Below are 25,808 nucleotides of genomic sequence, written 5' to 3' on the forward strand. Positions count from 1 at the left end.
CGCCGCATGAGCCGCCGGCGATCGCAGCGTCGTTAAACTTTGCTCCATCAGATTAGGGCATAATTCGCGGCCTGCGTGACAGGCCACGACCTGTTACCGTTTGGGGAACACGAAATGCCACTGTCCGGAAGCCATTTTCTCAGTTCCGAGAGCGGCTCCTTAGCGCCGATACTAGCCATCATGCTTATCCCGATGTGTGCCGCTCTGGGCCTCTCGGTCGACTATAACGCGGCCATTGCGACCAAGGGCTCGATGCAGAATGCGCTCGATGCCGCGACCCTGGCGATCACCACGCTGCCGACCAGCACGTCATTGGCGGACCGTCAGGTGAAACTGCAGGAGTCGTTTGCGGCCAATAGCGGGCAAGGCACCGCCAAGCTCGACGGCTTCGTCGTCGCCGCCGACGGCACCGCCAGCATCAATGCTTCGGCCAGCTTTGCCATGCCGACGAACTTCATGCAGATCGCCCGCGTCGACACCGTGCAGATCGGCGTCGCATCGGCGGTGCGCAAGAGGCCGGCGCTGGTGCAGACCACGTTCAAGGTCCAAAAGGTGTCGGGCCATTGGAACAAGACGGTGTCGCTCTACGGCACGAAATTTATCGAGACGGCGGTCAACCCGTTGATGAAGATCACCTATGTCTACAACAACTTTGGTGATCCGAAAGGCTACGGCACGTCGACGGTCTATACGGTCAATGGAGCGACGGAGACGAAGGTCCAGGAACAAAAATGCACGACCAAGACGGTGCAGAATTTCAATAACCTGCCAACCGGGGCGATCACCCAGGTTAGCGGCAACAAGAAATACCTGACCACCTGCATCAACACCATGTATCCCGCGAACGGCGCCGGCGCGGTGATCGATGTCAGCCTTATGGACTCACTGTTTCTGCAGATGGATGTGCCGGATGCCGCAAGAGCAAACCCGCCCAAGCCACCCGTGCTCAAATCCAACGATTCGGCGACATCGAACCGGCTGTACATCGACGGCGTCGAGGTCGCGAACGGCGAGAAGGTGGACATATTCACCGCGGTGCCGTGCGGCCAATCCAGCCAGCAGGCCTGGGAGGACGGCGGAAATCCCGTGCCGGCTCCGGTGTCCAATGCCGACTTCTTCTACACCGTGACCGGCAAATGCGACTTCAATCAACGGCCTTCGCAAACAGTGCTTACGCAGTAGCGCTGGACGCGGAACGGCGCAACGCTCGACCTTATCGAAGCAATGCAAATCACAACGCCGCCCGCCACCGGGCGGCGTTTTTATTTGTGGGCCAATTCGAGGACGGGCGGAGATGGGCGATCACGAAGCGGTGATGGCTGTAACGAAGGCCCAGGCGGCGGCGAAGAGCTGATGTGATCGCCATTCCGGCGCGCCACCAACTCTGGGAGACCATCATGACCGCCTTCACCCGCCTGACCTTGCCGGCACTCGCCTTCGCGCTTTGCTCAACGGCGCTTTTTGCCGGCGGCATTGCCCGCGCCGAAGATGCGATGAAGCCGGCCAATGCGATGGCGACCAACGCCATGAAGCCGGCGACCGACGCGATGAAGCCCGCGGATCCGATGGCGGTCGAAAAGCTGAAGGGCTGCATGGACAAGGCTGCCATGGAAACCGACGCGATGAAGAAGGACGAGGCGACCAAGACCTGCGACGCAATGGGCACGGCCAAGTAGGCCACGTCCGGAACGGGGTCGGGCCAGCCGACGCACACGCCTGCACGGCAATGTGAAACCGCGACGAACCTATCTGTCGTATAGTCGAAAACCTAATGCAGGAGAGATCAGAGATGGCCGGCATTGAAAGAACCGCCGCGAAACGATTGACCAACGTCGCCTGGGGCGCGCTTGCGGCGCTGATGCTCGCGGCGGCTGGCGCCGCCTTGTGGCAGACGCCGGCGATCTCGGCCGAGGCGGCGGTGGTGATCCCGCCACCGGAGATGGACGAAAAACCCGCCGCCGGCACCGCCAGGGCGATCTTCGCCGGCGGCTGCTTCTGGGGCGTGCAAGGCGTGTTCCAGCACGTCAAGGGCGTGACCAGCGCCGTCTCCGGCTATGCCGGCGGCGACAAGGACACCGCCGTCTACGAGACGGTCGGCACCGGCCGGACCGGGCATGCCGAGGCCGTCGAGATCATCTACGAGCCGTCCAAAGTCACTTACGGCCAGTTGCTGCAGGTGTATTTCTCGGTCGCGCACAACCCGACGCAGCTGAACTACCAGGGTCCGGACCGCGGCCCGCAATACCGTTCGACGATCTTTGCCGAAAGCGACGCGCACAAGAAGATCGCCGAGAGCTATATCGCCCAGCTCGACAAGGCCAACGTGTTTCCGGAGCCGATCGTGACCACGCTGGAAACGGGGAAAAAATTCTATCCGGCCGAGGACTACCACCAGGACTTTTTGACGCTGAACCCGACCTATCCCTACATCGTCTACAACGACCTGCCCAAGGTCGAGAATTTGAAGACGCTATTCCCAGACCGCTACAGCGACAAGCCGGTGCTGGTGCTGGCCGGCAACAAGAGCTGATCTTTTGCCAGTGTGTACCTAGTGCGTCCTAATGGACGCTGTGGTGAGGTACAGGTCAGGCCGCGCCGAAAATGGTGGATTCCGAGAACCGGAACGGAGCGTACTTTCGGGTACGCGAGTACCGCCGGGTGCAGGCCGGCATCACCTGGATATCAACACAGCTTATTGCACGCCCAGAAACTGCCGGAGCTCCGGCGTCCTGGGATTGGAAAAAACGTCCTCGGGGGCGCCGATCTCGTGGACGCGGCCCTGATGCATGAAGACGACGCGCGAGCAGACGTCGCGGGCAAAGCGCATCTCGTGGGTGACCATCACCAGCGTCATGCCTTCCGCCGCCAATTCCTTGACGACGGCCAGCACTTCGGCGACGAGCTCGGGATCGAGCGCCGAGGTGATCTCGTCGCATAGCAGCGCGATGGGCTGCATGGCAAGCGCCCGGGCGATCGCCACGCGCTGCTGCTGGCCGCCGGACAATTCGTCCGGCAACGCATCGAACTTGTGGGCGAGACCGACGCGGTCGAGCATTTTTCGCGCGACCGCCTCGGCGTCCTTCTTCGGCGTCTTCTTCACCACCATCTGCGACAGCATGACATTGCCGCCGGCGGTGAGATGCGGAAACAGGTTGAATTGCTGAAAAATCATACCGACCTTCAGGCGCAGCGCCTTGAGATGCACCTCGTCGGGCAGGAACTGGGCGCCGGCGACGACGATCGAGCCTTCATCGATGGTCTCCAGCCCGTTGATGCAGCGCAGCAGCGTCGACTTGCCCGAACCGCTCTTGCCGATGATGGCGACGACCTCGCCCGGCGCGACGTCGATGGAAATCCCCTTCAGCACCTCGTTGTCGCCGAAGCGCTTCTTCACCTCAGTGATTGCGATGAGCGACATTGAGCTTCCTTTCCAGGAGCTGGCTGGATTTCGACAGCGGCCAGCACAAAGCAAAGTAGATGAGCGCGACCAGGCCATAGACGGTGAACGGCTGGAACGTCGCGTTGGTGACGATCGAACCGGCCTTCGACAGTTCGACGAAGCCGATGATCGAGGTGAGCGCGGTGCCCTTCACCACCTGCACCGAGAAGCCGACGGTCGGCGGCACCGCCACTTTCAGCGCCTGCGGCAGGATGACGTAGCGCATCTGCTGGAGATAACCCATGCCGAGGCTGGCGGACGCCTCCCATTGGCCCTTGGCAATGCTCTCGACGCAGCCACGCCAGATTTCGGCAAGGAAGGCGGCGGTCCACAGGATGAGCGCGACACAGGCGGCAAGCCAGGCGGGAACGTCGATGCCGAACAAGCCAAGACCGAAGAAAGCGAGAAAGAGCTGCATCAGGAGCGGCGTGCCCTGAAACAGCTGGATGTAGCCGCGTGACAGAAACCGCGCCGAATGCCGGCCGCCGATGCGCAGGAAAAGCAGGGCCGCGCCAACGATGCCGCCACCGATGAAGGAGACCAGCGAGAGGACAACGGTCCAGCGGGCGGCCAGAAGCAGGTTGCGCAGGATGTCCCAGAAGCTGAACTCGGTCATGGCGCCTGTGTCATCGCGACGCCTTCCTCGGGAACAGCATCCAGCCCAGGCCGGCCAGCAGCTGGCGCAGCAGGATGGCGAGGGCCAGGTAGATCAAAGTGGAGACGATGTAGGTTTCGAAGGCCCTGAAATTGCGCGACTGGATAAAATTGGCGGCGAAGGTCAGGTCCTCGGCGGCAATCTGCGAAACGACGGCCGAACCCAGCATGACGATGACGATCTGCGACGACAGCGCAGGCCAGATGCGCTGCAGCGCCGGGACCAGAACCACGTGCCAGAAGGTCTGGAACGGGGTCATGGCGAGGCTGGCGCCGGCCTCGAACTGGCCGCGCGGCGTGGCCTGGATGCCGGCGCGGATGATCTCGCAGCTGTAGGCGCCGAGGTTGACGATCATGGCGAGGTTGGCGGCGGTCAGTTCCGACATCCTGATGCCAAGCGACGGCAGGCCGAAGAAGATGAAGAACAGCTGGATGAGGAAGGGCGTGTTGCGGATCAGCTCGACGTAGGTTGCGACGACGGGTTTTAGCCATTTCGGCCCCAGCGCCCGCACCCAGGCGCATGCAATGCCCAATGCCACGCCGAACACCGCGCCGATGAGGATGAGCTGCACGGTGATCCGGATGCCCTTGAGCAGCACCGGCAGAGAACCGATCAGCCAGCCGAAATCGAACTGATAGGTCATGTCTTGCTATCCGACCTCAGCCACACGCGCCGATCACAGCTCAGTCGGCAGGTCCACCTTCAGCCATTTTTGCGAAATCGCGTTGAGGGCGCCATCGGACCTGGCGGCGGCGATGATGCCGTTGATCTTGGCCATCAACGCCGGCTGCTCCTTGTTCATGCCGATGTAGCAAGGCGAGTTCTTGATCAGGAACTTGAGCTCCGGCCGCTTGGGCGGGTTCTTTTCGAGGATGGCGGCGGCGACGACATTCCCGGTCGCGATCACCTCGACCTGGCCCGAAAGGAAAGCGGAAATAGTGCCGTTATTGTCCTCGTAGCGCTTGATCTCGACGCTCGCCGGCACAACCTTGGTCAGTTCGAGATCTTCGATCGCGCCGCGGGTGACGCCAACGGTCTTGCCGGCGAGGTCTTCCGCTTTTGCGACGGCGACGTCTGCCGGAGCGAACACGCCGTTGTAGAACGGAGCATAGGCTTCGGAAAAGTCGATGACCTTCTCGCGATCGGGATTCTTGCCGAGGCTGGAAATGACCAGGTCGACCTTGTTGGTCTGGAGATAGGGAATGCGGTTGGCGCTGGTGACCGGGACGATCTCGACCTTGGCGCCGAGCTTTTCGCCAATCAGGTTGGCGATGTCGACGTCGTAGCCTTGCGGCGTCATGTCGGCGCCGACACTGCCGAAGGGCGGGAAATCCTGTGGAACGGCGATGCGGACGGTGCCACGCGCCGCGATGTCGCTCAAGGCGTCGGCCCGCGCCTGCGGAGACGAAGCCATGGCCATTCCAACGGCGGCGGCGAAGGCCAGCATGCAGACATTGCGACGGTTCATTATCTTTCCCTTTGACTGGACAAACCCAATTGGTCGCCAGGGCAAAGCAACAGACATGCCAAACCATCGAAATCGCTGCGAATCGGACTTTCCCGGCGGGATTGGCAAGGTGGGATTGGCAAGGCCGTCACGAGCCGATGCCGCCGGACCAGCAGGCTGCCTAAATATTGTGCAGTTCGGCGGTTTACCTGTCAGTCGTAGGTCAGATCCGTCGCCTTGCCGCCGAAGACGCGGTAGGCATAGAACGAATAGAAAATGATGATCGGCAGCACCACCACCGTGCCAGCCAGGATGATGGCGAGGCTTTCCGGCGCGGACGCCGCCTGCCAGATAGTCAGCCTGTCGGGCACGACGAAGGGATAGAACGACCAGGCGAGGCCGGCAAAGCCCAGCGTGAAGATGGCGGCCAGCGTCAGGAACGGCGTCAGCGCATGGCGGTCGCCGGCCTTAGGCAGATGGAAGGTCTGCCGCCACAGCCCCGCGAACAGCACCGCCGACAGGACCGGCAGCGGCGACAAATAGAGCATGGCCGGCCAGACGAACCATTTGTCGAAGATGCGCGGACTGGCGAGCGGCGTGGCCAGCGAGACGGCGACCATGCCGAGCGCGGTCAGCACCAGCGCCCGGCGCAGCCATAGCACTGCCTTCTTCTGTAATTCGCCTTCCGTCTTGTAGATGACCCAGGCCGCGCCCATCGCCGCATAGGCGGCGGCAAGGCAGAGCGCCACCAGCGCGCCGAAGGCCATGCCGCCGGGGCCGACATCAAGGCCCAGCACATAGATCCCCAGCATGTAGCCCTGCGCCAGCGAAGCGATGACCGAGCCCAGGAAGAAGATGCGGTTCCAGCGATGCTTGTGACCGGCCGGCACCTTGGCCCGGAAATCGAAGGCAACGCCGCGCAGGATCAGGCCGACAAGGAGCAGGAAGACCGGAATGTAGAGCGCGGTGAGGATGGTGCCGTGCGCCAGCGGGAAGGCGACCAGCAGCAGGCCGACGGCCAGTACCAGCCAGGTCTCGTTGGCGTCCCAGAACGGGCCTATTGCGGCGATCATCGTGTCCTGCTCGGCGTCCCCGGCGGCTGCGAACAGGATGCCGATACCGAGATCAAAGCCGTCGAGGATGACGTAGATCAGGATGGCAAGGCCCATCAGGCCGGCGAAGATGAGGGGGAGCAATGTCGGCCAGTCGAGGGTCATCGCCGTTCTCCTATTTCGCCGCCGGCTGCGACAGCGGCGCGTCGAGAACGCCCGGCAGCGGCGAGGCATCGCCGTCCTTCGCCGCCTTCAGCGCCAGGTAGACCAGCACGCCGAGATAGGCGATCAGAAGCAGCGCATAGAGGATGAGATAGACCGCAAGCGACAGCGCGACCTGGCTGCCGGCGACCGGGCCGACGGCATCGACAGTTTTCAGCACGCCGGTGACCAGCCACGGTTGGCGGCCGATCTCGGTGGTGTACCAGCCAGCCAGCGTCGCCAGCCAGCCGGACAGCGCCATCGGCACCATCACCAGCGCCAGCGGTCTCGGCAGGCTGTGCCGGCGCTTGAGGAAAAAGGCGGCCGACCAGGAGACGACGAGCATCAGGACGCCGGTGCCGACCATGATGCGAAAAGCCCAGAACACCGGGAACACCGGCGGGTGGTTGCCGGCATAGTCGTTCAGCCCCGGCACGACGCCGCTGGCGCTGTGCCTGAGGATGAGGCTGGCGCCATCGGGGATGGTGATCTCGTATTTGTTCTCCCTTGCCGCCTCGTCGGGAAGCGCGAAAAGGACCAGCGGCACGTTGGGGCCGGTGTTCCAGTTGGCCTCCATGGCGGCGATCTTCTGCGGCTGATGCTCGAGCGTGTTGAGGCCATGCTGGTCGCCGGCGAAGATCTGGATGGGGATCAGGATCGCCGCGGTGAAAACACCGGTGCGCAAGGCCTTCCACATCGATTCCGAACGGTCGCCATAGAGATAGCGCAGCGCCGACAGGCCGGCGATCAGGAACGAAACCGTCAGGCCGGAGGCAAGCAGCATGTGGACGAGCCGGTAGGGCATGGACGGGTTGAAGACGATCGCCCACCAGTCGGTAGCGTGGGCTACGCCGTCGCGCATCTCGAAGCCGACCGGCGTCTGCATCCATGAATTGAGCGCGATGATCCAGAAGGCGGACAGGGTGGTGCCGCCGGCCACCAGCACGGTTGCCAGCGTGTGGATGCGGTTGGAAACGCGGCGGAAGCCGAACAGCATGATGCCGAGGAACGCCGCCTCGAGGAAGAAGGCGGTGAGTATCTCATAGGCGAGCAGCGGGCCGGCGATGTTGCCGACGGTCTCCATATAGCCCGGCCAGTTGGTGCCGAACTGGAAGCTCATGGTGACGCCCGAAACCACGCCCATGGCAAAGGACAGCGCGAACACCTTCACCCAGGTGAAATAGGCGCGCATCCAGGCGGTATCACCGGTGGCGTTGTAGCGAAGCTTGAAGAACAGCAGCATCCAGCCAAGCGCGATGGTGATAGCCGGAAACAGGATATGGAACGAGATGTTAGCGCCGAACTGAATGCGCGAAAGGATGAGCGGGTCCATGGCGGGCTCCGGCTGCTGCTATGTCAGGGAAGATAGGCCGGATGCGCCAGGCGGTCAAAGCGGCGTGGCGTCACGCGAGGCGGAACGCCGCAGGACCGCGCAGCGGTGGATGCGCCGATGTCCAGAATGTCAGGAGTGCCATTGACTTCCGGCCGCGCGCACCGACATTCAGCGGACTAAAATCAACAGACCTCCTTTCAAGCAGCCGTTTTTCAACCATGCCATCGATCATTTCCATTTCCGGGGTCACCAAGACCTACGCCGCCGGTTTCAAAGCGCTGAAGGAGATCAACCTCGATATCGAGCGCGGCGAGATTTTTGCGCTGCTCGGGCCGAACGGCGCCGGCAAGACGACGCTGATCTCGATCGTCTGCGGTATCGTCAACCGCTCGTCGGGCACGGTCAGCGTCGACGGCCACGACATCAGCCGGGATTATCGCGCCGCACGCAGCCTCATCGGGCTGGTGCCGCAGGAACTGACCATCGACGCGTTCGAGAGCGTGTGGGCGACGGTCAACTACAGCCGCGGCCTGTTCGGCAAGCCGGCCAATCACGCCTTTGTCGAGAAAGTGCTGCGCGACCTGTCGTTGTGGGACAAGAAGGACGCCAAGGCGATCACCCTGTCCGGCGGCATGAAGCGGCGGCTGATGATCGCCAAGGCGCTGTCGCACGAACCGAGGGTGCTGTTCCTCGACGAGCCGACAGCCGGCGTCGACGTCGAGCTGCGTCAGGACATGTGGGCGATGGTGCGCCGGCTGCGCGAGGATGGCGTCACCATCATCCTGACCACGCACTATATCGAGGAGGCCGAGGCGATGGCCGACCGCGTCGGCGTCATCAATCGCGGTGAGATCGTGCTGGTTGAGGACAAGGTGCAACTGATGCGCACACTCGGCCGCAAACGGCTGTTGGTGGAATTGCGCAGCCCGCTCGCCACCATACCCGAGACGTTGTCGCGCTACGCTTTGGAGCTTTCGCCGGACGGTGATCGACTGACTTACACCTATGACAACCAGAGCGAGCGGCCGGGCGTCGCCTCGCTGCTGCGCGACCTTGAGACGGCCGGCATCCAGTTCCGCGATATCGACACGCAAAACAGCTCGCTCGAGGAGATCTTCGTCAACCTGGTGAGGAAGGGCGCATGAACCTGCGAGCCGTCTGGGCGATCTACAAAATGGAGATGGCGCGCGCCTTTCGGACCGTGCTGCAGAGCATTGTCTCGCCGGTCATCTCGACATCGCTCTATTTCGTCGTCTTCGGCTCGGCCATCGGCTCGCGCATCACCGAGATCGACGGCATCAGCTACGGCGCCTTTATCGTGCCGGGGCTGATCATGCTGTCGCTGCTGACGCAGTCGATCTCCAACGCCTCCTTCGCCATCTATTTCCCGAAATTCGTCGGCTCGATCTACGAGCTGCTGTCGGCGCCGGTGTCCTATCTGGAGATCATCATCGCTTATGTCGGGGGTGCGGCGACCAAGTCGATCATACTCGGCCTGATCATCCTGGGGACCGCGTCGCTGTTCGTGCCGCTGACCATCGAGCATCCGTTCTGGATGCTCTCCTTCCTGGTGCTGACGTCGGTGACCTTCAGCCTGTTCGGGTTCATCATCGGCATCTGGGCGAAGAGCTTCGAGCAGCTGCAGCTGGTGCCGCTGCTTATCATCACGCCGCTTACCTTCCTTGGCGGCAGCTTCTATTCGATCGACATGCTGCCCGGCACCTGGCGCACGGTGACGCTATTCAACCCTGTCCTTTATCTGGTCAGCGGCTTTCGCTGGAGTTTCTACGGCAAGTCCGACGTCTCGATCGGCATCAGCCTCGGCATGACCGTGGTTTTCCTGCTTATCTGCATAGCGATCGTCGCGTGGATTTTCAGGACCGGCTACCGGCTGCGGAACTGACCGAACGGCCTGCCCAGGCGACGCAGCGCCAGCATCCGAGCGATGTTCCCGACCCAAGACGACCAAATCTGGTGACGACGCTTGAAAGCGGCCGTGCGATGGCGGCGCTTGATTTCCATATAATGTTATATATCGTGTTATCAATTGGCTGGCAGGTTGATTATGGAAGACGTCGTAAGGTCCCTTGGCTTCCTGTGCCTGGGCAGCAGGCTGAAGCGTATTGGCGAGCAATTGCAGGCGGATACGCAGCGCCTGCTCGACTGCCTCGATGTGCCGGTTCAGTCGAGCCAGTACCCGCTGCTGGCTGCGCTCGACAGGCTGGGCCCGCTGCCAGTCGGGGAACTGGCGCAATCCCTCGGGGTCGCACAGCCAGGTGTAACGCGGAGCGTGTCGCTTCTGGCCGAATTGGGACTGGTCGAGGTCAGTCCATCGGATGATGACCAGCGGCGCAGGATTGTCTGCCTCACCCTACACGGCCAGCGGCTGGTCGATGTTGCAAAGCACGACGTCTGGCCGCGCATCGAGAATGCCGTCGCGGATCTGTGCGCGGATCTTTCTGGGCCGCTTCTTGATCAGCTGGCCGCCATCGAGGACGGCCTCGCCGCGGCGCCTCTCGACCGTCGTGTAAAGAAGCCGGAAGTGCCACGCGATGAAATACCTGCTTGACCGTCCCGTGTGGAGCGCGCTTCGGACGCGACACCAAGCCTTCGCGCAAGGTGACGACCTCGCCATGCGGTATCGGCCCTCGATAGCTCCCTTCGCCGCCAGTGCCGCGGACGATGCGGAAAGCCTGCAGGCGCTCGGAAAACTTGTCTCCCCAGGCGAGAGTGCGATCCTGCTTCAGGTGGACGCCATTGCTCTGCCCGCGGAATTTTCGGCGACTTCGACCGCGCCCGGGGTTCAGATGATTGCCGAGCGGCCATTGCAGATGGTCTCAGACAAGCGCGTGCAACGTCTGACGCGAGACGATGCAGCTGAGATGCTCGCCTTGGCATTGGTCACCAAGCCTGGCCCATTCACGCTCGAAGCCTTGAGCCTCGGCGATTTTTGGGGTGTGAAGATCGAGGGCCGACTTGCGGCGATGGCCGGCGAACGCATGAAGCAACCCGGCTATACCGAACTTAGCGGGGTGTGCTCACATCCGGAATTTCGGGGCGGTGGCCTGGGCAGGCTGCTGTCGCTGTTCGTGGCAAACCAGATAGCGGCGCGCGGCGAAGTTCCCTATCTCCACGCCTTTGCCAGCAACACCACGGCCATCGGATTATACGAGTCCATTGGCTTCAGGTTGAGAAGCATGATGAACGTGGCCGTGGTTCAGCGCGCCGAATGAGCCCATCAGGCGCATTCCCGCGCATCAGGAAAAGGAAGGATTTCGTATCGACGAAATCCTTCCTTGGCGCTGCTAGCGCCTTGCAGTGATTCAGACCGCGATTTTGCCACCGCCCTGTTTGGTGATGGCGACGACCGACGGCCGCACCGGCATATCGGGCTTGAAGTCAGGCCAGCGGGTCGATGGGTCCTCATAATAGGAGGGACGGCCAAAAGCCTCCCAGTCCTCGCCGCCATCGGCCGGATGCTGGACCGCGACGAAGGCGGTCTGGTCGTCGGGCGTGAACAGCGGGCCGCAGAGTTCGGCGCCGATCGGCACGCGGAAGAACAGCTTCGAGGTCGCCCGCGCCTCGCCTTCGGTGTCGACCGCCCACAGGCCATCGGTGCGGCCGGTCGCCTTCGGGCCCTGGCCATCGGTCGACACCCAGAGCCGGCCGGCCGCATCGATGGCGCAATTGTCCGGCATGCTGAACCAGCCATTGGCGGTGGTTGCGGTCGAGAAAGTAGCGCCGACTTCGGCCACCGAGGGATCGCCGCATTTCAACATGATTTCCCACTTGCCCTTGGTGGCAGTGAAATCGCCACCGTCCTCGACAATCTCGATGATGTGGCCGAAGGCGTTTTCGGCGCGCGGGTTGGCGGCGTCGACCTGCTCCGTCTTGCGCTTCGAATTGTTGGTCAGCATGACGTAGACCTTGCCGGTCGTCGGGTGGGGCTGAATATCCTCGGGGCGGTCCATCTTGGTGGCGCCGAGAAGATCGGCGGCAAGCCTTGTCCCGATCAGCACGTCGGCCTGGCTGGCAAAGCCGTTCTCGGCGGTCAACGGACCCTGGCCGTGAACCAGCGGCAGCCATTCCAGGGTACCGTCCTCGGCGAATTTGGCGACGTAGAGCGTGCCGTCGTCGAGAAGATCCATGTTGGCGGCGCGGTCCTCGGCGTTGAACTTGCCGGCCGTGACGAATTTGTAGGCATAGTCGAAACGCTCGTCGTCACCTTGGTAGAACACCACACGGCCATCCTTGGCGACGATCGATTCGGCGCCCTCATGCTTGAAACGGCCCATGGCAGTGCGCTTCCGCGGCACCGAGGTCGGATCGTTGACGTCGACCTCAACGATCCAGCCGAAGCGATTCGGCTCGTTCGGCTCCTTGCCGATATCGAAGCGGTCGTAATGCGCAGCCCATTCATAGGAGCCGTCGGGAATCCCCAGGCGCTTGTAGTTGGCGGCTTCCTTGTGACCTTCCTGCAGCTCGCCCGAGAAATAGCCGTGTATGTTTTCCTCGGCCATGATGTAGGTGCCCCAGGGCGTGACGCCGCCGGCACAATTGTTGACGCTGCCGAAGACCTTCGTGCCGGTCGGATCGGCACTGGTCTTGACCCGGTCGTGGCCGGCGACGGGGCCGGACAGCGCCATCTCGGTGTTGGCGGTGATGCGGCGATTGAGCTTGCCGTCGCGCATCACCTGCCATTTGCCTGATACCTTGCGAATTTCGACGATGGTGCCGCCATGCGCGGCTATCTCGATATCGACCTGTTCCTTGCTCAGTGGGGCCTGCTTGGCCTCGCCATCGACGATGCTGACAAGGCCCGGGAACATCAGATGCGGATTGGTGTACTCGTGGTTGACCACCAGCAGGCCGTGCTCGGCCGAGCCGTCTATCGGGAGATAGCCGACATAGTCGTTGTTGTAGCCAAACTGTCTTTCCTGGGCCTGCGCCGACTGTTTTGTCGGATCGAATTCCGGCGAATCGGCAAACAGCGGATCGCCCCAGCGCAACAGCACGTCGGCGTCGTAGCCGGCGGCGACATGGTGCTTGTCGTCGACGCCTGCCTCGACCTCGTCGAAACTGAAGACCGAGCCGCCTCCGGCGCGGGCATCGTCGGCGAGGATCAGCGCGAGCGGGCTGACGGTGGCGGCGATGGCGGTTGCCGCGAGCGATCCCTGCAGAAAACCACGGCGCGAGAATCGCGCGGCGATGATTTCGCCCATCGTCTGGTTGTTGGTGGGATTGGTTCCTGGCCCATCGTTTTCCTCGAGCAGGCTGGTGCGGAAATGGGCGTCGGGGCGATGTTCAGTCATGGGGCTTGCCTCTGGCTCTTTGGGATGGCTGGAGCGTGTTGCTTGACTGACCGCGTATCGCCAGCAGATCACAGTTTGATGACGTTGCCGACCAATTTCCAGCCCGATCTCATGTCTTTGATCAGGCCGCTTGACCGCGACCGACGCTTCCGAAACAAGATCTGCGGCAGGCGCGCAAGCACTGCGTCGGGAGGAACGAAAAAGTGAGTTTCTGGGGACTGGGGCAGCTCGGCATTTCGACGGTGATCTTCCTGCTGGCGGCGACGGCGGCCAAGCAATGGGGGCTGGCGCCGAGCCTCGGCAAGATCGTTCTGACACTGGCGCTCTATTCAGCGGGCAATCTGATCATGCTGAGGCTGATCCGTGAATTCGGCATGTCGGTGTCGTTCAGCCTGTCGGCGGTGATCCAACTGGTGTCGGTGAACGTGGTGGCATTGGTGTTCTTCGGCGAGCGCGTCAATTCGTTGCAGGCGACCGGCATCGTGCTCGCCGTCGCAGCGGTGGCGCTGATCACGCTCGGACCCTATCTGCAAAAACTGTAGTTGCGCATGACCCCGAAAATCGGAATCGATTTCGGAAAGGATCATGCGCCAAATCAAAGTGCTACAGCGTCCTTTGCGTCCAAAAGGACGCGCGGCGCTGTAGGACGATTGGCCCGATGAAGAATACCGCAAACAAGCTGCTCAACTGGATCGAATTCCCGGTGCTGTTGGCCGGACTGGTCATCGCCGGCGGACTGTGGGGGTTCGAGGAGCTGATGGAGGTGGCGCGGGACACCACGCCGCACGCCTTCGACACGGAAATCATGCTCGCCTTCCGTGAAGCGGGACAGCCCGACAATCCGATCGGACCGCCATGGCTGGAAGGGGCGATGCGCGACATTACCAGCCTCGGCAGCGCCATCGTGCTCGGGCTGATCACAGCGGCGGTGATTGTCTATCTGCTGCTGATCCACAAGCCGGGAGCAGCGTTTCTGGTCTTCGTCGCGGTGGCGGGCGGGCAGGCCCTGTCGAGCACGCTGAAGCTCGGAATCGATCGGCCGCGCCCCGACCTGGTCTCGCATCTTGCCGACGTGGCGACGCTTTCGTTTCCAAGCGGCCATGCGATGCTGTCGGCGGTGACATATTTGACGCTGGGCAGCATGGCGTCGCGTTTCCTGCCTGGGCGAACGACCCAGATCTATGTGCTGGGACTTGCCGTGCTGACAACACTGCTGGTCGGCATCAGCCGCGTCTATCTCGGCGTTCATTGGCCATCGGACGTGCTGGCCGGCTGGTGCGCCGGCTTCGCCTGGGCAATGCTGTGCTGGCTGGCCGCATGGGCGTTCCAGCGATGGCGCGGGCAGACCGCCGGCGCCTGAACCGCCCATTCCGAACGACGATTCGCCAATTCTCCTTTAAGTTGCGGCGGCTGGGGCGTGCTGGTCCAGCAGGCGCAAGCTCGCCAGGATGCAACCGGGCCGTGTGTACATGTTTGATATGTGCATGATGATGCTTGAACCATCACAATGATAGTATTATACATGGGAATGCAGACTCAGACGGGGGTTTTTAGCCGATGATCACTGCCGCGCAGATGCGCGCCGCAAGGGCGCTGGCCGGCATCGATCAGAAGACGCTCGCCGAGCGCGCCGGGGTTTCGCTTCCAACCATTCAGCGCATGGAAGCGAGCGACGGCGTGGTCAGGGGCGTGGTCAATACACTGATGAAGGTCATCCAGGCCCTCGACGAGGCCGGCGTGGAGCTGATCGGCGAGAACCAGGCCAGCGAGCGCGGCGGCAGGGGGGTGCGCCTCAAGCCGGTCGTGCCGCAGAACCCGCCAGGCTGAGCCGAAATAGAGTCGCGACGGCGACCGCCGACAGTCCTGCCGACGATCCCGCCGCTTGCTTGGTTTTATGCGCGGCCGCTGTGCACTTTGGCGGCATGCATCAGGAGCGGAAGGCAGTCCATGCATCGAACCCGACGGGCAATTCATCAACCGGCGCAGCCGACATTTTCCGAACTGTTCACGCCGAAGCTGGCGACGGTGCTGCGCGAAGGCTACACATCAGAGCACTTCAAGGCCGATGCCATCGCCGGACTGACCGTGGCCATCGTGGCGCTGCCGCTGTCGATGGCGATCGCGATCGCATCGGGCGTGTCTCCGGAGCGCGGGCTCTACACTTCCATCATTGGCGGTTTCCTCGTCTCGGCGCTGGGCGGCAGCCGTTTCCAGATCGGCGGGCCGGCGGGCGCCTTTATCGTGCTGATGGCGGCAACCGTGGCACGGGTCGGCGTCGACGGGTTGCTGCTGGCGACGATGATGGCCGGCGTCTTGCTGCTCGTCATCGGCTACCTCAGGCTTGGCACCTACATCAAATTCATTCCTTATCCGGTGACCGTCGGCTTCACCGCCGGCATCGCCATCATCATCTTCTCCGGCCAGATCGTCGAGCTGTTCGGGCTAAAACTCGCCGGCAAAGAACCTGGACCGCTGGTGCCGAAGCTGATGGCGATCGGCGAGGCGGCCGGCACGATCAATCTCGCCGCCACCTTCGTCGCTCTGCTGACCATCGTCGCCATTGCCCTGATGAAACGGTGGCGGCCGAAATGGCCCGCCATGCTGATCGCCATCGGTCTGGCGTCGCTTGTCGTGGCGCTGTTTTCGCTGCCTGCCGAAACGATCGGCACGCGCTTCGGCGGTATCCCGCGCAGCCTGCAAATGCCGGCCTTTCCGCCGATCAGCTTCGACAGGATAGTCGACGTCCTGCCAGACGCCCTAGCCTTTGCGCTGCTCGGCGCGATCGAATCGCTGCTGTCGGCGGTGGTCGCCGACGGCATGACAGGAAGGCGGCACCGCTCCAACTGCGAACTCGTCGCGCAAGGCTTCGCCAACATCGCGTCCGCCCTGTTCGGCGGCATCTGCACCACCGGCACCATAGCCCGCACGGCGACCAATGTGCGGGCCGGCGCGCATGGACCGGTTTCGGGCATGATCCACTCGGCCCTCCTGCTTGCCCTGATGCTGGTGGCGGCGCCGCTGGCCGGCTACATCCCGCTTGCAGCCCTTGCCGGCGTGCTGGCGGTGGTGTGCTGGAACATGTTCGAGAAGCAGGCCTTTGCCACGCTGCTGCGTGCCTCGCGCGGCGACGCGCTGGTGCTGATGGCGACTTTCCTGATCGTCATCTTCCGCGATCTCACCGAAGGCATCGTCGTCGGCTTCGCGCTGGGCTCGATCCTGTTCATCGACCGCATGGCCAAGAGCATTGCGGTTGAGCCGGATCAGGGACTGGTGCAGGACGATGTCGCCGACAGAACCGGCGCCGCAAACGCATACGATTCCAGCGAGGCCAGCGATGCCGACACCGTCGTCTACCGGATTTCCGGCGCCTTCTTCTTCGGCGCCGCCTCGACCGTCGCCACGGTGCTGGACCGCATCGCCGACCAGCGCAAGAACTTCATCCTCGACTGCTCGGCCGTGCCATTCTTCGATTCAACGGCGGCCAACGTCATCGAGAGCGCTGCCCACAAGGCGAGGCGCGCCGGCGTTCGCTTCATCATATCAGGCGCTTCGCCGCAGACACGCCGCATGCTGATCAACCACGGCGTCAAACGGCCGCTGGTGACATACGCCGCCTCGATCAGGGACGCGCGAGCGCAGTTGAAGAATGCCGCGCCGGGAGAGGTCTAACCCTCTCCTCATCGTCAGCGATGTCGGACGGACGCAAGCACCGCGTCAGGCAGCGGCGCCGGGCGCGCTGGCGTCTTCGTGCGGCGCGGCGGCCAGACCGGTGCGCGCCTTGCGCGCGAGTTTTTTTGTCGAGCGCCTGGGCCTATCGCCGAACAGATCGGCTGCCGCCGCAAGACAGGTCTTTTTCAGGCTTTTCTCCGAGCGCTTCAACAGCTTGCTCGGCAGTCGCGTTTCCTGAGGAGAGCCGAGCGGCCGGTCACCGGCTTCGAGAAGGTTGCGCAGGACGAATACATCATGCAGTTCGCCCAGCTTTTCGCCGAGTTCGTCGACCGCCTTGCGCCGGGCCTTGATCGGCGTCGGCCACAGCCTTCCGAGCAGCGACAGATGCATGCCGTGAGTCTTTGCCGCCTTGCGCAGATCGTGGAAATCGTCGGCATCACTGCGGGAGCCCGCTTTGTCCAGCGCCTTTCTGGCGCGACGCAGAGTGATGCGGGCGCCTTCGGCAAGCACATCGGCGGCCTGTTCGGGCTGGTCGGGCAAGGCTAACGTATCGATGCGGTTGATGCCATCCTCGCAAGCGGCAGTCGCGGCAGCTATCGCGGCGCCGAGGCCAACTCCACCATGCAATTCGTGCTGGCGCGCCACCAGCGCGTCGCGAACGGCATCGAGACCGCCACCAGCGCATTGCTCGGGAAAGTCTTTTGCCAGCCGGTCGATGGTTTCAACGAGCGCGGTCGCCTCTCGCGGGCCGGCAAGCAGGGCAGCCACCTCTCGGTAGCATTGGTTCTCGGTACTGCAAAATGTTTCGTCTCCGGGACGGACCAGGCGCAGCAAGGCACGCACCTTCTTCAGCCGCCTGCGGCATTTGTGCAGCGCCTGCTCCGGCCTGTCATGCGCCGCGTCCAGATGGACGAGCGCCTTGCCGATCTCCTCAGCGAGGATGCGCCTGACCTCGCCAGTCAATGGCAGGCGCGGATCGATGCGGTAGCTCATGCGGCGATCTCCGGAATTCCCTCGACGGCGAGCGACGCGTTGTAGAACCTGTGCTCGCCGGTGACTTCGCGGCCGAGCCAATCTGGCAGCATTTCGCCCTGCACGTCCTGCGGCGTCTCAAGCTCGGCGACCACCAGACCGCTGAGCATCCCGCCGAAGACATCGACTTCATAGAGATGGCCGCGATGCCTAACATGGTGGCGTGTCTTCTCGATGACACGACCGATTGCGAAGGCCAGCATCTCTTCCGCATCCGCCAGAAGGATCGGATATTCGAATTCGTCGCGTTCGCGGGCCTTGCTGCCGAATTTGAGCGTCAGCTTTGCCGAGGCGCCGTCGCTGATGCGCACGCGGATCGAGCGGTCGGGCGCGGCAACGAGATAGAACTGGCGAATGCGGATGTCCGCTTCGACCAGATCCCGCCAGCCATCGCCGGAGACCAGGAACTTGCGCTCGATTTCCTTGACCATGGCTCCGCACTAAAGCGCGTGCGGCTGGAGATGGCAAGATGGACACAGACTAGTGTTGACTTTAATCATTCGATTGATTAAATGTTTGGTATGAGCAAACCGACAAACGCCAAAATTCCGCAGCGAGACGCATCCCCCGCCGAGATGACGCGCGCGGCACTTGTTCGCGCAGCGCTGAAGCTGTTCGGACGCCAGGGTTTCGACGGCACTTCGACGCGCGAGATCGCGGCTGAGGCCAGGGCCAATATCGGCTCGATCGCCTATCATTTCGGCGGCAAGGAAGGGCTTCGCAACGCTGCGGCCGACTATATCGTCGACACCATCCAGACCATTGCCGGCCAGGCGATCGGCAATCTGCAGGGGCCAAGCGAATCAGAAACGGGCGAACCAGAAACGGGCGACCCCGAAGCGGCGCGGGCACAACTGTTCACCGCGCTGGAGCGGATGGTAGCTTTCATCGTGGCAAGGCCGGAGGCCGGGGAGATCGTGCAGTTCGTCCTGCGTGAGCTATCGCATCCGACGGCGGCACTCGACCGCATCTATGACGGCGTGTTCGAGCCGACGCATCGCCGGCTCTGCCTGATCTGGGAGCAGGCGACGGGCGAGGCGGCCGAAAGCGAGGCTACCCGACTCACCGTGTTCACGCTGATCGGCCAGGTCGTCTATTTCCGCATCGGCCGCGAGGCGGTGATGCGCCGCATGGGCTGGCGCGCGATCGGCGACGCCGAGGCCACCAAGATCGCGGCGGCAGTGACGGATAATCTCGGCGCGATTTTGGCTCGGCGTCACTTAACCGACCGGAAGGATCGTAGATCATGAGTTTCCTCTGCTCTGTGCCGCTCGCCGCCCTGCTTTTCAGCACCTGCGCACCGGCGGCGCCGCTCGCCGTCGGCTATGTCGAGGGCGACTATGTGCTGCTCGCGCCGATCGAGGTGGCGCAGGTCGAGACGATTTCGGTCAAGCGCGGCGATCGCGTCGCGCCGGGCACGCCAGTGGTGACGCTGGAAAGCGCCGACGCAAAAATAGCCGTCGCGCAAGCCGAGGCGGCCCTTGCCCAGGCCCAGGCGCAACTTGCCGACCTGCAGGTCGGCAAGCGGCCGGAAGAGATTGAGGTGCTCAAGGCGCAGGTCGACATGGCCAAGGCGCAAGCCGCCGACGCCAAACGCAGATACACCCGCGCCAGCGATTTGTTCAAACGCGGCACTGGCACCCAGGCCGATCATGATACGGCTTCGGCGTCGCTGGAAATTGCCAACGCGCAGCTCGGCCAGGCGGAAGCCAATCTCGCTGTCGGAGGCCTGCCGGCGCGGCCCGAGACGATCAAGGCCGCCGACAATCAGGTCAGGCAGGCGCAATCGGCGCTGGAGCAAGCGCGCTGGCGGCTGTCGAAGCGTGTGCTGGCGGCGCCTTCGCCCGGCCGCATCAACGATGTGATCCGCTATCCCGGCGACACCGCCGGGCCGACCGCGCCGGTCATTTCGATTCTGCCGGACGGCGCGGTGAAGCTCAGCGTCTATGTGCCGGAAAGCGCGTTCTCGTCGGTGGAAGTCGGCACGCTGCTCAACGTCCATTGCGAAGGCTGCGGGCCGGACGTGAAGGCTCGCGTCAGCTACGTGTCGCCGGACCCGGAATTCACGCCGCCGGTGATCTACTCGCTCGAGACCCGGCAGAAGCTGGTCTATCTGGTCGAGGCGCGGCCGGAGGGCGACGCCGGCGCGCTGCAACCGGGGCAGATCGTCGATGTCGAACTGGCGGATATCGGCAAATGAACGTCATCGACGTCCACGGCCTGGTCAAGCGTTTTGGTGACAAGACCGTCGTCGACCATGTGACGATGACGGTGGCCGAGGGCGAGATCGTCGGCTTCCTCGGCCCCAACGGCTCGGGCAAGACGACGACCATCCGCATCATGTGCGGCCTGCTGACGCCGGATGAGGGCGAAGGCACGGTGCTCGGCTTCGACATCCGCACCGACAGTCTGAGGATCAAGCGCGAAGTCGGCTATATGACGCAGAAATTCTCGTTCTACGACGATTTGACCATCGCCGAAAATCTGGAATTCGTGGCGCGGCTCTATGGATTGAAGCCGCTCAACGAGCATGTGGCCAGCACGCTGGAGGATCTTGGCCTCACTTCGCGCAAGGACCAGTTGGCCGGCACGCTGTCCGGTGGCTGGAAGCAGCGGCTGGCACTGGCCGCCTGCATCATGCACAAGCCCAGATTGCTGCTGCTCGACGAGCCGACGGCGGGCGTCGATCCGAAGGCGCGGCGTGAATTCTGGGACGAGATCCATCGGCTGGCCAGCGGCGGGCTGACCGTGCTGGTCTCCACGCATTACATGGATGAGGCAGAGCGCTGCCATCGCATCGGCTACATCTCCTACGGCAGGATGCTGGCCACCGGCACGGTCGACGAGGTGGTCAGGAATGCCGGGCTGACGACCTTCGTCGTGCAGGGTCCGCGGCTCGACCAGGTCGCTGCCGCACTCAGCGGCCGGTCCGGTGTTGACCAGGTGGCGCCGTTTGGCGCGACGCTGCATGTCGTCGGTTCCGACAAGACGGCGCTCCAGGCCGCCCTCGCCGATGTCGAGAAAGACCACAAGGGCGTCACGGTGACGTCGGGCGAGACCAGCCTGGAGGATGTGTTCATCCAGTTCATGTCCGGCTCGAAGGACAATATGGGATGAAAAACGGGATAAACAGCGTCTTTTCCCTCGCCAGGCTCGGCGCGCTGCTGATCAAGGAGTTCATCCAGATGCGGCGCGACCGCATCACCTTCGCCATGATGCTGGGCGTGCCGCTGATGCAGCTGGTGCTGTTTGGCTATGCCATCAACAACGATCCGAAGAGCCTGCCGGCAGCCCTGGTGGCGATGAGCAGCGATCCTTACACGCGAGCCATGGTTTCGGCGCTGCAGACCACCGGCTACTACCGCTTCGACCATGTCGCGCAAAATGCCGCCGAGGCGGAATTCCTGATGGCGCGTGGCGACGTCGCCTTCGTCGTCACCATTCCCGCCGACTTTGCCCGGCGAGTCGAGCGCGGCGACCAGCCGCAAATCCTGATCGAGGCTGATGCGACCGACCCGGCAGTCGCCAGCGGGGCCATTTCGACGCTCGGCACCGTTGCCAACCAGGCGCTGCTCAGGGCGCGCGGCATGCAGGAGACGGCCGCCGAAGCCGCCCGAGGCCAGCTCGAAGTGGTGGTGCACCGACGCTACAATCCGGAAGGCATCTCGCAATACAACATCGTCCCCGGCCTGCTCGGCGTCATCCTGCAGATGACGATGGTGATGATGACCTCGATCGCGCTGACGCGCGAGACCGAGCGCGGCACGATGGAAAACCTTCTGGCGATGCCGTCCAGCCCGCTCGAAATCATGCTCGGCAAGGTGCTGCCCTATCTGGTGGTCGGCGCCGTGCAAGTGGCGGTGGTGCTGGCGGCGGCCAAGCTGCTGTTTGGGGTTCCCTTCACCGGGTCGTTATCGCTGCTGCTTGCGGCGGTTCTGGTCTTCGTGCTGGCGCTGGTGCTGCTCGGCTACACCATCTCGACGATGGCGCGCACGCAGATGCAGGCACTGCAACTCACCTTCTTCTTCTTTCTGCCGTCGATCCTGTTGTCGGGCTTCATGTTCCCCTATCGCGGCATGCCTGGCTGGGCGCAGATCTTCGGCGAGATCCTGCCGCTGACGCATTTCCTGCGCATCATCCGCGCGGTGATGCTGAAGGGCGCCGACCTGCCGGCGGTCGCAACCGAAATAGGCTGGCTGGTCGTGTTCGTGGCGCTGTTTGCCGGCGTGGCGCTGGTGCGGTTCCGCCGGACGCTGGATTAGGAATTAGGATCCAACTCAAGCAGCTTACGCAAATGGCCGAGGTGTCACCTTGGATGCATGATCATTCGGGTCGAGGTTCATGCGGGCGTCCCGGGACCGGCGACAATTCAGGCGCATCCAGTCCTTTGAAGGGATCGCGCCAGGCGTCGATCTCTTCAAGCTGGCGATACCAGCGACTGACCGAAGGATAATCGTCGAGCGGCAATCTGGCGACATCGTTGAATGGCAGAAACGTCGCCATTCTAAAGTCGGCATAGGAAACCGAATCTTCGACCAGCCAGTCTCGCTCGGAAAGCGCGTTCTCAAGTGTTGCAGCGGCCGTGCGAAAGTCCCTCAGCCCCTCCTCAACCCGGTGCTGATCGATCGGGCCAATCCCATAGCGCTGCTTGGTGCCGCGTTCGAAATGCACGACGTCGCAAGCTCTTGCAAAATTCTCTTTACCCCAACTGAGCCATCGGATCATCTCGGGTTCGTCGTCGCCGGTGCGCCAGAGATCCGAATGCGCGTCGCGTGAAAGCCGGCAGGCTATGGCGTCAGCCTCCCAGAGGCTGTTTCCCGAGCCTACGAGTATCGGCAATGAAAGATTGGGATTCAGCGGGCGATATCGCTCAGCCTGCCCGGGAGCGAAGGGCGATGCGAACTCAAAGTCGAGCTTTGCGTCGAGATAGCGTGCCACGGCGACCGCGAGGCGAGGATTGGGATTGCGGCTGAAGAGCAGTTTCATTTCGTGTCAGCCTTTGAATGGTGCCGGTTCGGTCGCACCCTAAGCCGCGGCCATGATCTCCGCATAGGTGCCGAAATCGACATTGCCGCCGGACAGCACCACGGCGACGCATTTGCCTGATAGCTCGATCTCGCCCGATGACAGCGCGGCCAGCCCGACGCAGCCGCCGGGTTCGACCACCAGCTTGAGATGGGCCATGGCGTCGCGCATCGCCTGTGCCGCCGCTCTGTCGGACACGGCAATGCCGCCGGCGAGATTCCTGCGGTTGATCTCGAAGGTGATCGCGCCCGGCTCCGCGGTGAGGAGCGCGTCGCAGATCGAAGTGTGGCCGGGTTCGATCGAAACCCGGGCACCTCTGGCCAGTGAACGACAGGTGTCGTCGAAATGCTCGGGTTCCACCGCCCAGACGGCGGTGCCCGGCGAGGCGTCCTTGACCGCGATGGAGATACCGCTGCTCAGGCCGCCGCCGCCGCAGGGGATGACGACCGCGTCGAGGCTCACCCCGAGTGCTTTTGCCTGCGCCATCAGTTCGAGGCCGATCGTTCCCTGGCCGGCGATGATGGCCGGGTCGTCGAAAGGCGGAACCAGGACCATGCCCCGTTCCATGTACGGGCGAACCACCGCCATGCGATCGTCGCGAAACCGGTCGAACGCAACCACTTCGGCGCCCATTTTCCTGACATTGCCGACCTTCATTGCCGGCGCATCGGTGGGCATGGCGATAACCGCCTTGACGCCGAACATCGCCGCCGACGCGGCGACGCCTTGCGCATGGTTGCCCGACGAGAAGGCGACGACGCCGCGGCTGCGCTGCTCATCGCTGAGCGACGACAGTTTGTTGTAGGCGCCGCGGAACTTGAACGAGCCGGTACGCTGCAGCGTCTCCGGCTTGAACAGGATCCTGGCGCTGAAACGCTTGTTCAGCTCCGACGATTCGATCAGCGGCGTTTCGACGATCAGGCCGGACAATCGCGTTGCTGCGCGGTGGATATCGGCGATGCCGGGAAGGGTGGTCATGGTGAGGTCCTGCAGAATGAGACCGCCGCATGGTGCACGGAAAACCAGACCGCGCACCACTGGAAAAATGTGACCGAGACAATTCGTGGATTGCGAGCAGAGAGTGGCGCTCTTCGCCAACCGCTCCTCACCCCAAAAGCGTCCGTTGCCGTTTGGCGCCGCCCATCTTGCGCCAGGTGTTGAAGCGATGGGTGGCGGCTGCGAAGGATATCTTCATCTGCTGGGCAACCGAATAGCGCGACTTGCCCTCGTCGAACAGGCGGTAGCAGCATTCGACGCCCTCCTCGGTCAGCTTGCCGTCGGGGGCTTTGTTGTGCGGATTGGCCGGGTCGAATTTTTCAACCTGCTGCTCAACCAGGCCTTTCAGGCGCTGCAGATCGGCCTCGATGCTGGCGATCAGGTCGAGAACGGGTTTCGGGTCAAATGCATGGGTGGGCTGTTTTGCCGGCATCCGGATTCCTTTCTCTTGGCTTAAGCCCACTATATAGGTGAACATTCGCCAATAATGAAGGGCGCTGGCGGAGGATTCCCGCAGCCATAAATTTGAACCTCCGGCTACAAGCGATTGACCAACGGTGCACCAAACTCTAGTTTAGAACTATTCTAAACTAGGGCGGATTTCTCATGCTTTCCCGTGTTTTCGGTTTTGGTCGCCGTCCCTTCGAGTCGCTCTCGGAGCAAGAGATCCTGGCGCTCGCCATCTCTTCCGAAGAGGATGACGGGCGTATCTACCGCGCCTATGCCGACGGGCTGGCGGATAGGTTTCCGCATTCAGCCAAAGTGTTCGAGGAAATGGCGGAGGAGGAGGACGGCCATCGCGACTCGCTGATCGAGCTTCACCGCGAGCGTTTTGGCGAGCGCATTCCGCTGATCCGGCGCGAGCATGTAAAGGGCTATTACGAGCGCAAGCCCGACTGGCTGGTCCGGCCGCTCGGCATCGAACATGTGCGCCAACAGGCCGAGTCGATGGAGCGTCAGGCCTACCTGTTCTACGTCGAGGCGGCGAAACGCACCAGCGACGCCTCGACGCGAAAGCTGCTCGACAATCTGGCGGTGGCCGAACAGGGCCACGAGACGCTGGCGCAGCGGCTGGAGCAAAAGCATGTGCCGGGCGCGGTGAAGGCCGAGGAAGCAGCGGCCGAGCAGCGCCAGTTCATCCTGACCTATGTGCAGCCGGGACTGGCCGGGCTGATGGACGGATCGGTGTCGACGCTGGCGCCGATCTTCGCCGCCGCGTTCGCCACGCACGACACGTTCCAGACCTTCCTGGTCGGGCTTGCCGCCTCGATCGGCGCCGGCATCTCGATGGGCTTCACCGAGGTCGCCTCCGACGACGGCAAGCTGTCGGGCCGCGGCTCGCCGGTGAAACGCGGCATCACCACAGGCGTGATGACGGCGCTGGGTGGCCTCGGTCACGCCTTGCCCTACCTCATTCCGTATTTCTGGACCGCGACAATTCTCGCGGTCGTGGTGGTGTTCTTCGAACTGTGGGCGATCGCCTTTGTGCAGAACCGTTATATGCAGACGCCGTTCTGGCGCGCCACCTTCCAGGTGGTGCTGGGCGGCGCGCTGGTGTTTGCGGCTGGAGTGCTGATCGGGAATGCCTAGCTCGATCTTCCCTTCTCCCCTTGTCGCCCGAAGGGCGGGCGAGGCCCGTGACTCGCC

29 protein-coding genes are annotated in these 25,808 nt (G+C 63.1%); 16 read left to right on the plus strand and 13 right to left on the minus strand.

Annotated elements, in window-relative coordinates:
* The first annotated feature begins 114 nt into the window (after positions 1 to 114).
* From M727_RS0123565 to msrA, 3 genes are all read left to right on the plus strand, one after another.
* Entirely contained in the window at positions 115 to 1,182 is a 1,068-nt protein-coding gene (locus M727_RS0123565; protein ID WP_027154708.1) for a TadE/TadG family type IV pilus assembly protein, read from the plus strand.
* Between the two features lie 215 nt (positions 1,183 to 1,397).
* The gene (locus tag M727_RS0123570; RefSeq protein WP_027154709.1) at positions 1,398 to 1,676 is read left to right on the plus strand and encodes a hypothetical protein; all 279 of its coding nucleotides are present in this window, start codon (positions 1,398 to 1,400) and stop codon (positions 1,674 to 1,676) included.
* Between the two features lie 113 nt (positions 1,677 to 1,789).
* Entirely contained in the window at positions 1,790 to 2,530 is a 741-nt protein-coding gene (gene msrA / locus M727_RS0123575) for a peptide-methionine (S)-S-oxide reductase MsrA (RefSeq protein WP_051505690.1), read from the plus strand.
* Positions 2,531 to 2,692: 162 nt separating this feature from the next.
* Here msrA and M727_RS0123580 read toward each other — a convergent pair whose 3' ends face one another.
* The 7 genes from M727_RS0123580 to M727_RS41695 form a co-directional block, all read right to left on the minus strand.
* Entirely contained in the window at positions 2,693 to 3,418 is a 726-nt protein-coding gene (locus M727_RS0123580; RefSeq protein WP_027154711.1) for an amino acid ABC transporter ATP-binding protein, read from the minus strand.
* Complete coding sequence (locus tag M727_RS0123585; protein WP_027154712.1) at positions 3,396 to 4,055, minus strand: amino acid ABC transporter permease; 660 nt, start codon at positions 4,053 to 4,055, stop codon at positions 3,396 to 3,398. The genes M727_RS0123580 and M727_RS0123585 overlap by 23 nt, the downstream gene beginning before the upstream one ends.
* A gap of 10 nt (positions 4,056 to 4,065) precedes the next feature.
* The gene (locus M727_RS0123590; RefSeq protein WP_027154713.1) at positions 4,066 to 4,737 is read right to left on the minus strand and encodes an amino acid ABC transporter permease; all 672 of its coding nucleotides are present in this window, start codon (positions 4,735 to 4,737) and stop codon (positions 4,066 to 4,068) included.
* A 33-nt stretch (positions 4,738 to 4,770) separates the two neighbouring features.
* Positions 4,771 to 5,541, minus strand: coding sequence for a transporter substrate-binding domain-containing protein (locus M727_RS0123595; RefSeq protein WP_051505691.1), 771 nt, complete (start codon positions 5,539 to 5,541; stop codon positions 4,771 to 4,773).
* A gap of 212 nt (positions 5,542 to 5,753) precedes the next feature.
* On the minus strand, positions 5,754 to 6,758 hold the full coding sequence (locus tag M727_RS0123600; RefSeq protein WP_027154715.1) for a cytochrome d ubiquinol oxidase subunit II: 1,005 nt from the start codon (positions 6,756 to 6,758) through the stop codon (positions 5,754 to 5,756).
* A gap of 10 nt (positions 6,759 to 6,768) precedes the next feature.
* Positions 6,769 to 8,127: a cytochrome ubiquinol oxidase subunit I gene (locus M727_RS0123605; RefSeq protein ID WP_027154716.1), complete on the minus strand. Its 1,359-nt coding sequence runs from the start codon at positions 8,125 to 8,127 to the stop codon at positions 6,769 to 6,771.
* A gap of 70 nt (positions 8,128 to 8,197) precedes the next feature.
* Positions 8,198 to 8,359 carry a hypothetical protein gene (locus tag M727_RS41695; RefSeq protein WP_156941598.1) on the minus strand — a complete coding sequence of 54 codons (162 nt, stop codon included), beginning with the start codon at positions 8,357 to 8,359 and terminating at the stop codon, positions 8,198 to 8,200.
* Here M727_RS41695 and M727_RS0123615 point away from each other — a divergent pair.
* The 4 genes from M727_RS0123615 to M727_RS0123635 all read left to right on the plus strand — a co-directional run bounded on the left by M727_RS0123615 (position 8,346) and on the right by M727_RS0123635 (position 11,360).
* Complete coding sequence (locus tag M727_RS0123615) at positions 8,346 to 9,272, plus strand: ABC transporter ATP-binding protein (protein ID WP_027154717.1); 927 nt, start codon at positions 8,346 to 8,348, stop codon at positions 9,270 to 9,272. The genes M727_RS41695 and M727_RS0123615 overlap by 14 nt on opposite strands.
* Complete coding sequence (locus M727_RS0123620) at positions 9,269 to 10,030, plus strand: ABC transporter permease (protein WP_027154718.1); 762 nt, start codon at positions 9,269 to 9,271, stop codon at positions 10,028 to 10,030. The genes M727_RS0123615 and M727_RS0123620 overlap by 4 nt, the downstream gene beginning before the upstream one ends.
* Before the next feature lie 162 nt (positions 10,031 to 10,192).
* Complete coding sequence (locus M727_RS0123630; RefSeq protein WP_084646854.1) at positions 10,193 to 10,696, plus strand: MarR family transcriptional regulator; 504 nt, start codon at positions 10,193 to 10,195, stop codon at positions 10,694 to 10,696.
* Positions 10,680 to 11,360, plus strand: a complete 681-nt coding sequence (locus M727_RS0123635; RefSeq protein WP_027154720.1) for a GNAT family N-acetyltransferase — start codon at positions 10,680 to 10,682, stop codon at positions 11,358 to 11,360. The genes M727_RS0123630 and M727_RS0123635 overlap by 17 nt, the downstream gene beginning before the upstream one ends.
* A gap of 90 nt (positions 11,361 to 11,450) precedes the next feature.
* On the opposite strand, the gene M727_RS0123640 is transcribed toward M727_RS0123635, so the two are convergent.
* Positions 11,451 to 13,439: a PhoX family phosphatase gene (locus M727_RS0123640; protein ID WP_027154721.1), complete on the minus strand. Its 1,989-nt coding sequence runs from the start codon at positions 13,437 to 13,439 to the stop codon at positions 11,451 to 11,453.
* Positions 13,440 to 13,642: 203 nt separating this feature from the next.
* On the opposite strand from M727_RS0123640, the gene M727_RS0123650 reads away from it, so the two are divergent.
* From M727_RS0123650 to M727_RS0123665, 4 genes are all read left to right on the plus strand, one after another.
* On the plus strand, positions 13,643 to 13,981 hold the full coding sequence (locus M727_RS0123650; protein WP_027154722.1) for a hypothetical protein: 339 nt from the start codon (positions 13,643 to 13,645) through the stop codon (positions 13,979 to 13,981).
* Between the two features lie 116 nt (positions 13,982 to 14,097).
* Complete coding sequence (locus tag M727_RS0123655; RefSeq protein WP_027154723.1) at positions 14,098 to 14,799, plus strand: phosphatase PAP2 family protein; 702 nt, start codon at positions 14,098 to 14,100, stop codon at positions 14,797 to 14,799.
* Between the two features lie 197 nt (positions 14,800 to 14,996).
* On the plus strand, positions 14,997 to 15,266 hold the full coding sequence (locus M727_RS0123660; protein WP_027154724.1) for a helix-turn-helix transcriptional regulator: 270 nt from the start codon (positions 14,997 to 14,999) through the stop codon (positions 15,264 to 15,266).
* Positions 15,267 to 15,386: 120 nt separating this feature from the next.
* Positions 15,387 to 17,108: a SulP family inorganic anion transporter gene (locus tag M727_RS0123665; RefSeq protein ID WP_027154725.1), complete on the plus strand. Its 1,722-nt coding sequence runs from the start codon at positions 15,387 to 15,389 to the stop codon at positions 17,106 to 17,108.
* 45 nt (positions 17,109 to 17,153) lie between these two features.
* Here M727_RS0123665 and M727_RS0123670 read toward each other — a convergent pair whose 3' ends face one another.
* Both M727_RS0123670 and M727_RS0123675 read right to left on the minus strand, forming a co-directional pair.
* Positions 17,154 to 18,101, minus strand: coding sequence for a CHAD domain-containing protein (locus M727_RS0123670; protein WP_027154726.1), 948 nt, complete (start codon positions 18,099 to 18,101; stop codon positions 17,154 to 17,156).
* Complete coding sequence (locus M727_RS0123675) at positions 18,098 to 18,571, minus strand: CYTH domain-containing protein (protein WP_027154727.1); 474 nt, start codon at positions 18,569 to 18,571, stop codon at positions 18,098 to 18,100. Before M727_RS0123675 ends, M727_RS0123670 begins: the two co-directional genes overlap by 4 nt.
* Before the next feature lie 90 nt (positions 18,572 to 18,661).
* Here M727_RS0123675 and M727_RS0123680 point away from each other — a divergent pair, with 90 nt between their 5' ends.
* The 4 genes from M727_RS0123680 to M727_RS0123695 are packed head-to-tail and all read left to right on the plus strand — an operon-like array spanning position 18,662 to position 22,402.
* Positions 18,662 to 19,390: a CerR family C-terminal domain-containing protein gene (locus tag M727_RS0123680; protein ID WP_027154728.1), complete on the plus strand. Its 729-nt coding sequence runs from the start codon at positions 18,662 to 18,664 to the stop codon at positions 19,388 to 19,390.
* Positions 19,387 to 20,340, plus strand: coding sequence for an HlyD family efflux transporter periplasmic adaptor subunit (locus tag M727_RS0123685; RefSeq protein ID WP_027154729.1), 954 nt, complete (start codon positions 19,387 to 19,389; stop codon positions 20,338 to 20,340). The genes M727_RS0123680 and M727_RS0123685 overlap by 4 nt, the downstream gene beginning before the upstream one ends.
* Positions 20,337 to 21,257 (plus strand): ABC transporter ATP-binding protein, encoded by a 921-nt coding sequence (locus tag M727_RS0123690; RefSeq protein WP_027154730.1) that lies wholly within the window; start codon positions 20,337 to 20,339, stop codon positions 21,255 to 21,257. Before M727_RS0123685 ends, M727_RS0123690 begins: the two co-directional genes overlap by 4 nt.
* Before the next feature lie 8 nt (positions 21,258 to 21,265).
* A complete protein-coding gene (locus tag M727_RS0123695; RefSeq protein WP_027154731.1) occupies positions 21,266 to 22,402 on the plus strand; it encodes an ABC transporter permease in 1,137 nt (378 codons plus the stop codon).
* A gap of 61 nt (positions 22,403 to 22,463) precedes the next feature.
* Here the strand turns inward: M727_RS0123695 and M727_RS0123700 are convergent, their stop codons facing one another.
* From M727_RS0123700 to M727_RS0123710, 3 genes are all read right to left on the minus strand, one after another.
* Positions 22,464 to 23,126, minus strand: a complete 663-nt coding sequence (locus tag M727_RS0123700; RefSeq protein ID WP_027154732.1) for a glutathione S-transferase family protein — start codon at positions 23,124 to 23,126, stop codon at positions 22,464 to 22,466.
* A 39-nt stretch (positions 23,127 to 23,165) separates the two neighbouring features.
* Positions 23,166 to 24,143, minus strand: coding sequence for a threonine/serine dehydratase (locus M727_RS0123705; RefSeq protein ID WP_027154733.1), 978 nt, complete (start codon positions 24,141 to 24,143; stop codon positions 23,166 to 23,168).
* A gap of 127 nt (positions 24,144 to 24,270) precedes the next feature.
* A complete protein-coding gene (locus M727_RS0123710) occupies positions 24,271 to 24,594 on the minus strand; it encodes a hypothetical protein (RefSeq protein ID WP_023801401.1) in 324 nt (107 codons plus the stop codon).
* Positions 24,595 to 24,767: 173 nt separating this feature from the next.
* Here M727_RS0123710 and mbfA point away from each other — a divergent pair, with 173 nt between their 5' ends.
* Positions 24,768 to 25,751: an iron exporter MbfA gene (mbfA, locus tag M727_RS0123715; RefSeq protein WP_027154734.1), complete on the plus strand. Its 984-nt coding sequence runs from the start codon at positions 24,768 to 24,770 to the stop codon at positions 25,749 to 25,751.
* Positions 25,752 to 25,808 lie beyond the last annotated feature (57 nt).

It is taken from the genome of Mesorhizobium sp. WSM2561 (assembly GCF_000513915.1).
Classification (GTDB): domain Bacteria; phylum Pseudomonadota; class Alphaproteobacteria; order Rhizobiales; family Rhizobiaceae; genus Mesorhizobium; species Mesorhizobium muleiense.

Excerpts from the sequence above, each read along its gene's own strand:
- M727_RS0123565 (WP_027154708.1), top strand. The coding sequence starts at position 115 with ATGCCACTGTCCGGAAGCCATTTTCTCAGTTCCGAGAGCGGCTCCTTA.
- M727_RS0123570 (WP_027154709.1), top strand. The coding sequence starts at position 1,398 with ATGACCGCCTTCACCCGCCTGACCTTGCCGGCACTCGCCTTCGCGCTT.
- msrA (WP_051505690.1), top strand. The coding sequence starts at position 1,790 with ATGGCCGGCATTGAAAGAACCGCCGCGAAACGATTGACCAACGTCGCC.
- M727_RS0123580 (WP_027154711.1), bottom strand. The coding sequence starts at position 3,418 with ATGTCGCTCATCGCAATCACTGAGGTGAAGAAGCGCTTCGGCGACAAC.
- M727_RS0123585 (WP_027154712.1), bottom strand. The coding sequence starts at position 4,055 with ATGACCGAGTTCAGCTTCTGGGACATCCTGCGCAACCTGCTTCTGGCC.
- M727_RS0123590 (WP_027154713.1), bottom strand. The coding sequence starts at position 4,737 with ATGACCTATCAGTTCGATTTCGGCTGGCTGATCGGTTCTCTGCCGGTG.
- M727_RS0123595 (WP_051505691.1), bottom strand. The coding sequence starts at position 5,541 with ATGCTGGCCTTCGCCGCCGCCGTTGGAATGGCCATGGCTTCGTCTCCG.
- M727_RS0123600 (WP_027154715.1), bottom strand. The coding sequence starts at position 6,758 with ATGACCCTCGACTGGCCGACATTGCTCCCCCTCATCTTCGCCGGCCTG.
- M727_RS0123605 (WP_027154716.1), bottom strand. The coding sequence starts at position 8,127 with ATGGACCCGCTCATCCTTTCGCGCATTCAGTTCGGCGCTAACATCTCG.
- M727_RS0123615 (WP_027154717.1), top strand. The coding sequence starts at position 8,346 with ATGCCATCGATCATTTCCATTTCCGGGGTCACCAAGACCTACGCCGCC.
- M727_RS41695 (WP_156941598.1), bottom strand. The coding sequence starts at position 8,359 with ATGATCGATGGCATGGTTGAAAAACGGCTGCTTGAAAGGAGGTCTGTT.
- M727_RS0123620 (WP_027154718.1), top strand. The coding sequence starts at position 9,269 with ATGAACCTGCGAGCCGTCTGGGCGATCTACAAAATGGAGATGGCGCGC.
- M727_RS0123630 (WP_084646854.1), top strand. The coding sequence starts at position 10,193 with ATGGAAGACGTCGTAAGGTCCCTTGGCTTCCTGTGCCTGGGCAGCAGG.
- M727_RS0123635 (WP_027154720.1), top strand. The coding sequence starts at position 10,680 with ATGAAATACCTGCTTGACCGTCCCGTGTGGAGCGCGCTTCGGACGCGA.
- M727_RS0123640 (WP_027154721.1), bottom strand. The coding sequence starts at position 13,439 with ATGACTGAACATCGCCCCGACGCCCATTTCCGCACCAGCCTGCTCGAG.
- M727_RS0123655 (WP_027154723.1), top strand. The coding sequence starts at position 14,098 with ATGAAGAATACCGCAAACAAGCTGCTCAACTGGATCGAATTCCCGGTG.
- M727_RS0123660 (WP_027154724.1), top strand. The coding sequence starts at position 14,997 with ATGATCACTGCCGCGCAGATGCGCGCCGCAAGGGCGCTGGCCGGCATC.
- M727_RS0123665 (WP_027154725.1), top strand. The coding sequence starts at position 15,387 with ATGCATCGAACCCGACGGGCAATTCATCAACCGGCGCAGCCGACATTT.
- M727_RS0123670 (WP_027154726.1), bottom strand. The coding sequence starts at position 18,101 with ATGAGCTACCGCATCGATCCGCGCCTGCCATTGACTGGCGAGGTCAGG.
- M727_RS0123675 (WP_027154727.1), bottom strand. The coding sequence starts at position 18,571 with ATGGTCAAGGAAATCGAGCGCAAGTTCCTGGTCTCCGGCGATGGCTGG.
- M727_RS0123680 (WP_027154728.1), top strand. The coding sequence starts at position 18,662 with ATGAGCAAACCGACAAACGCCAAAATTCCGCAGCGAGACGCATCCCCC.
- M727_RS0123685 (WP_027154729.1), top strand. The coding sequence starts at position 19,387 with ATGAGTTTCCTCTGCTCTGTGCCGCTCGCCGCCCTGCTTTTCAGCACC.
- M727_RS0123690 (WP_027154730.1), top strand. The coding sequence starts at position 20,337 with ATGAACGTCATCGACGTCCACGGCCTGGTCAAGCGTTTTGGTGACAAG.
- M727_RS0123700 (WP_027154732.1), bottom strand. The coding sequence starts at position 23,126 with ATGAAACTGCTCTTCAGCCGCAATCCCAATCCTCGCCTCGCGGTCGCC.
- M727_RS0123705 (WP_027154733.1), bottom strand. The coding sequence starts at position 24,143 with ATGACCACCCTTCCCGGCATCGCCGATATCCACCGCGCAGCAACGCGA.
- M727_RS0123710 (WP_023801401.1), bottom strand. The coding sequence starts at position 24,594 with ATGCCGGCAAAACAGCCCACCCATGCATTTGACCCGAAACCCGTTCTC.
- mbfA (WP_027154734.1), top strand. The coding sequence starts at position 24,768 with ATGCTTTCCCGTGTTTTCGGTTTTGGTCGCCGTCCCTTCGAGTCGCTC.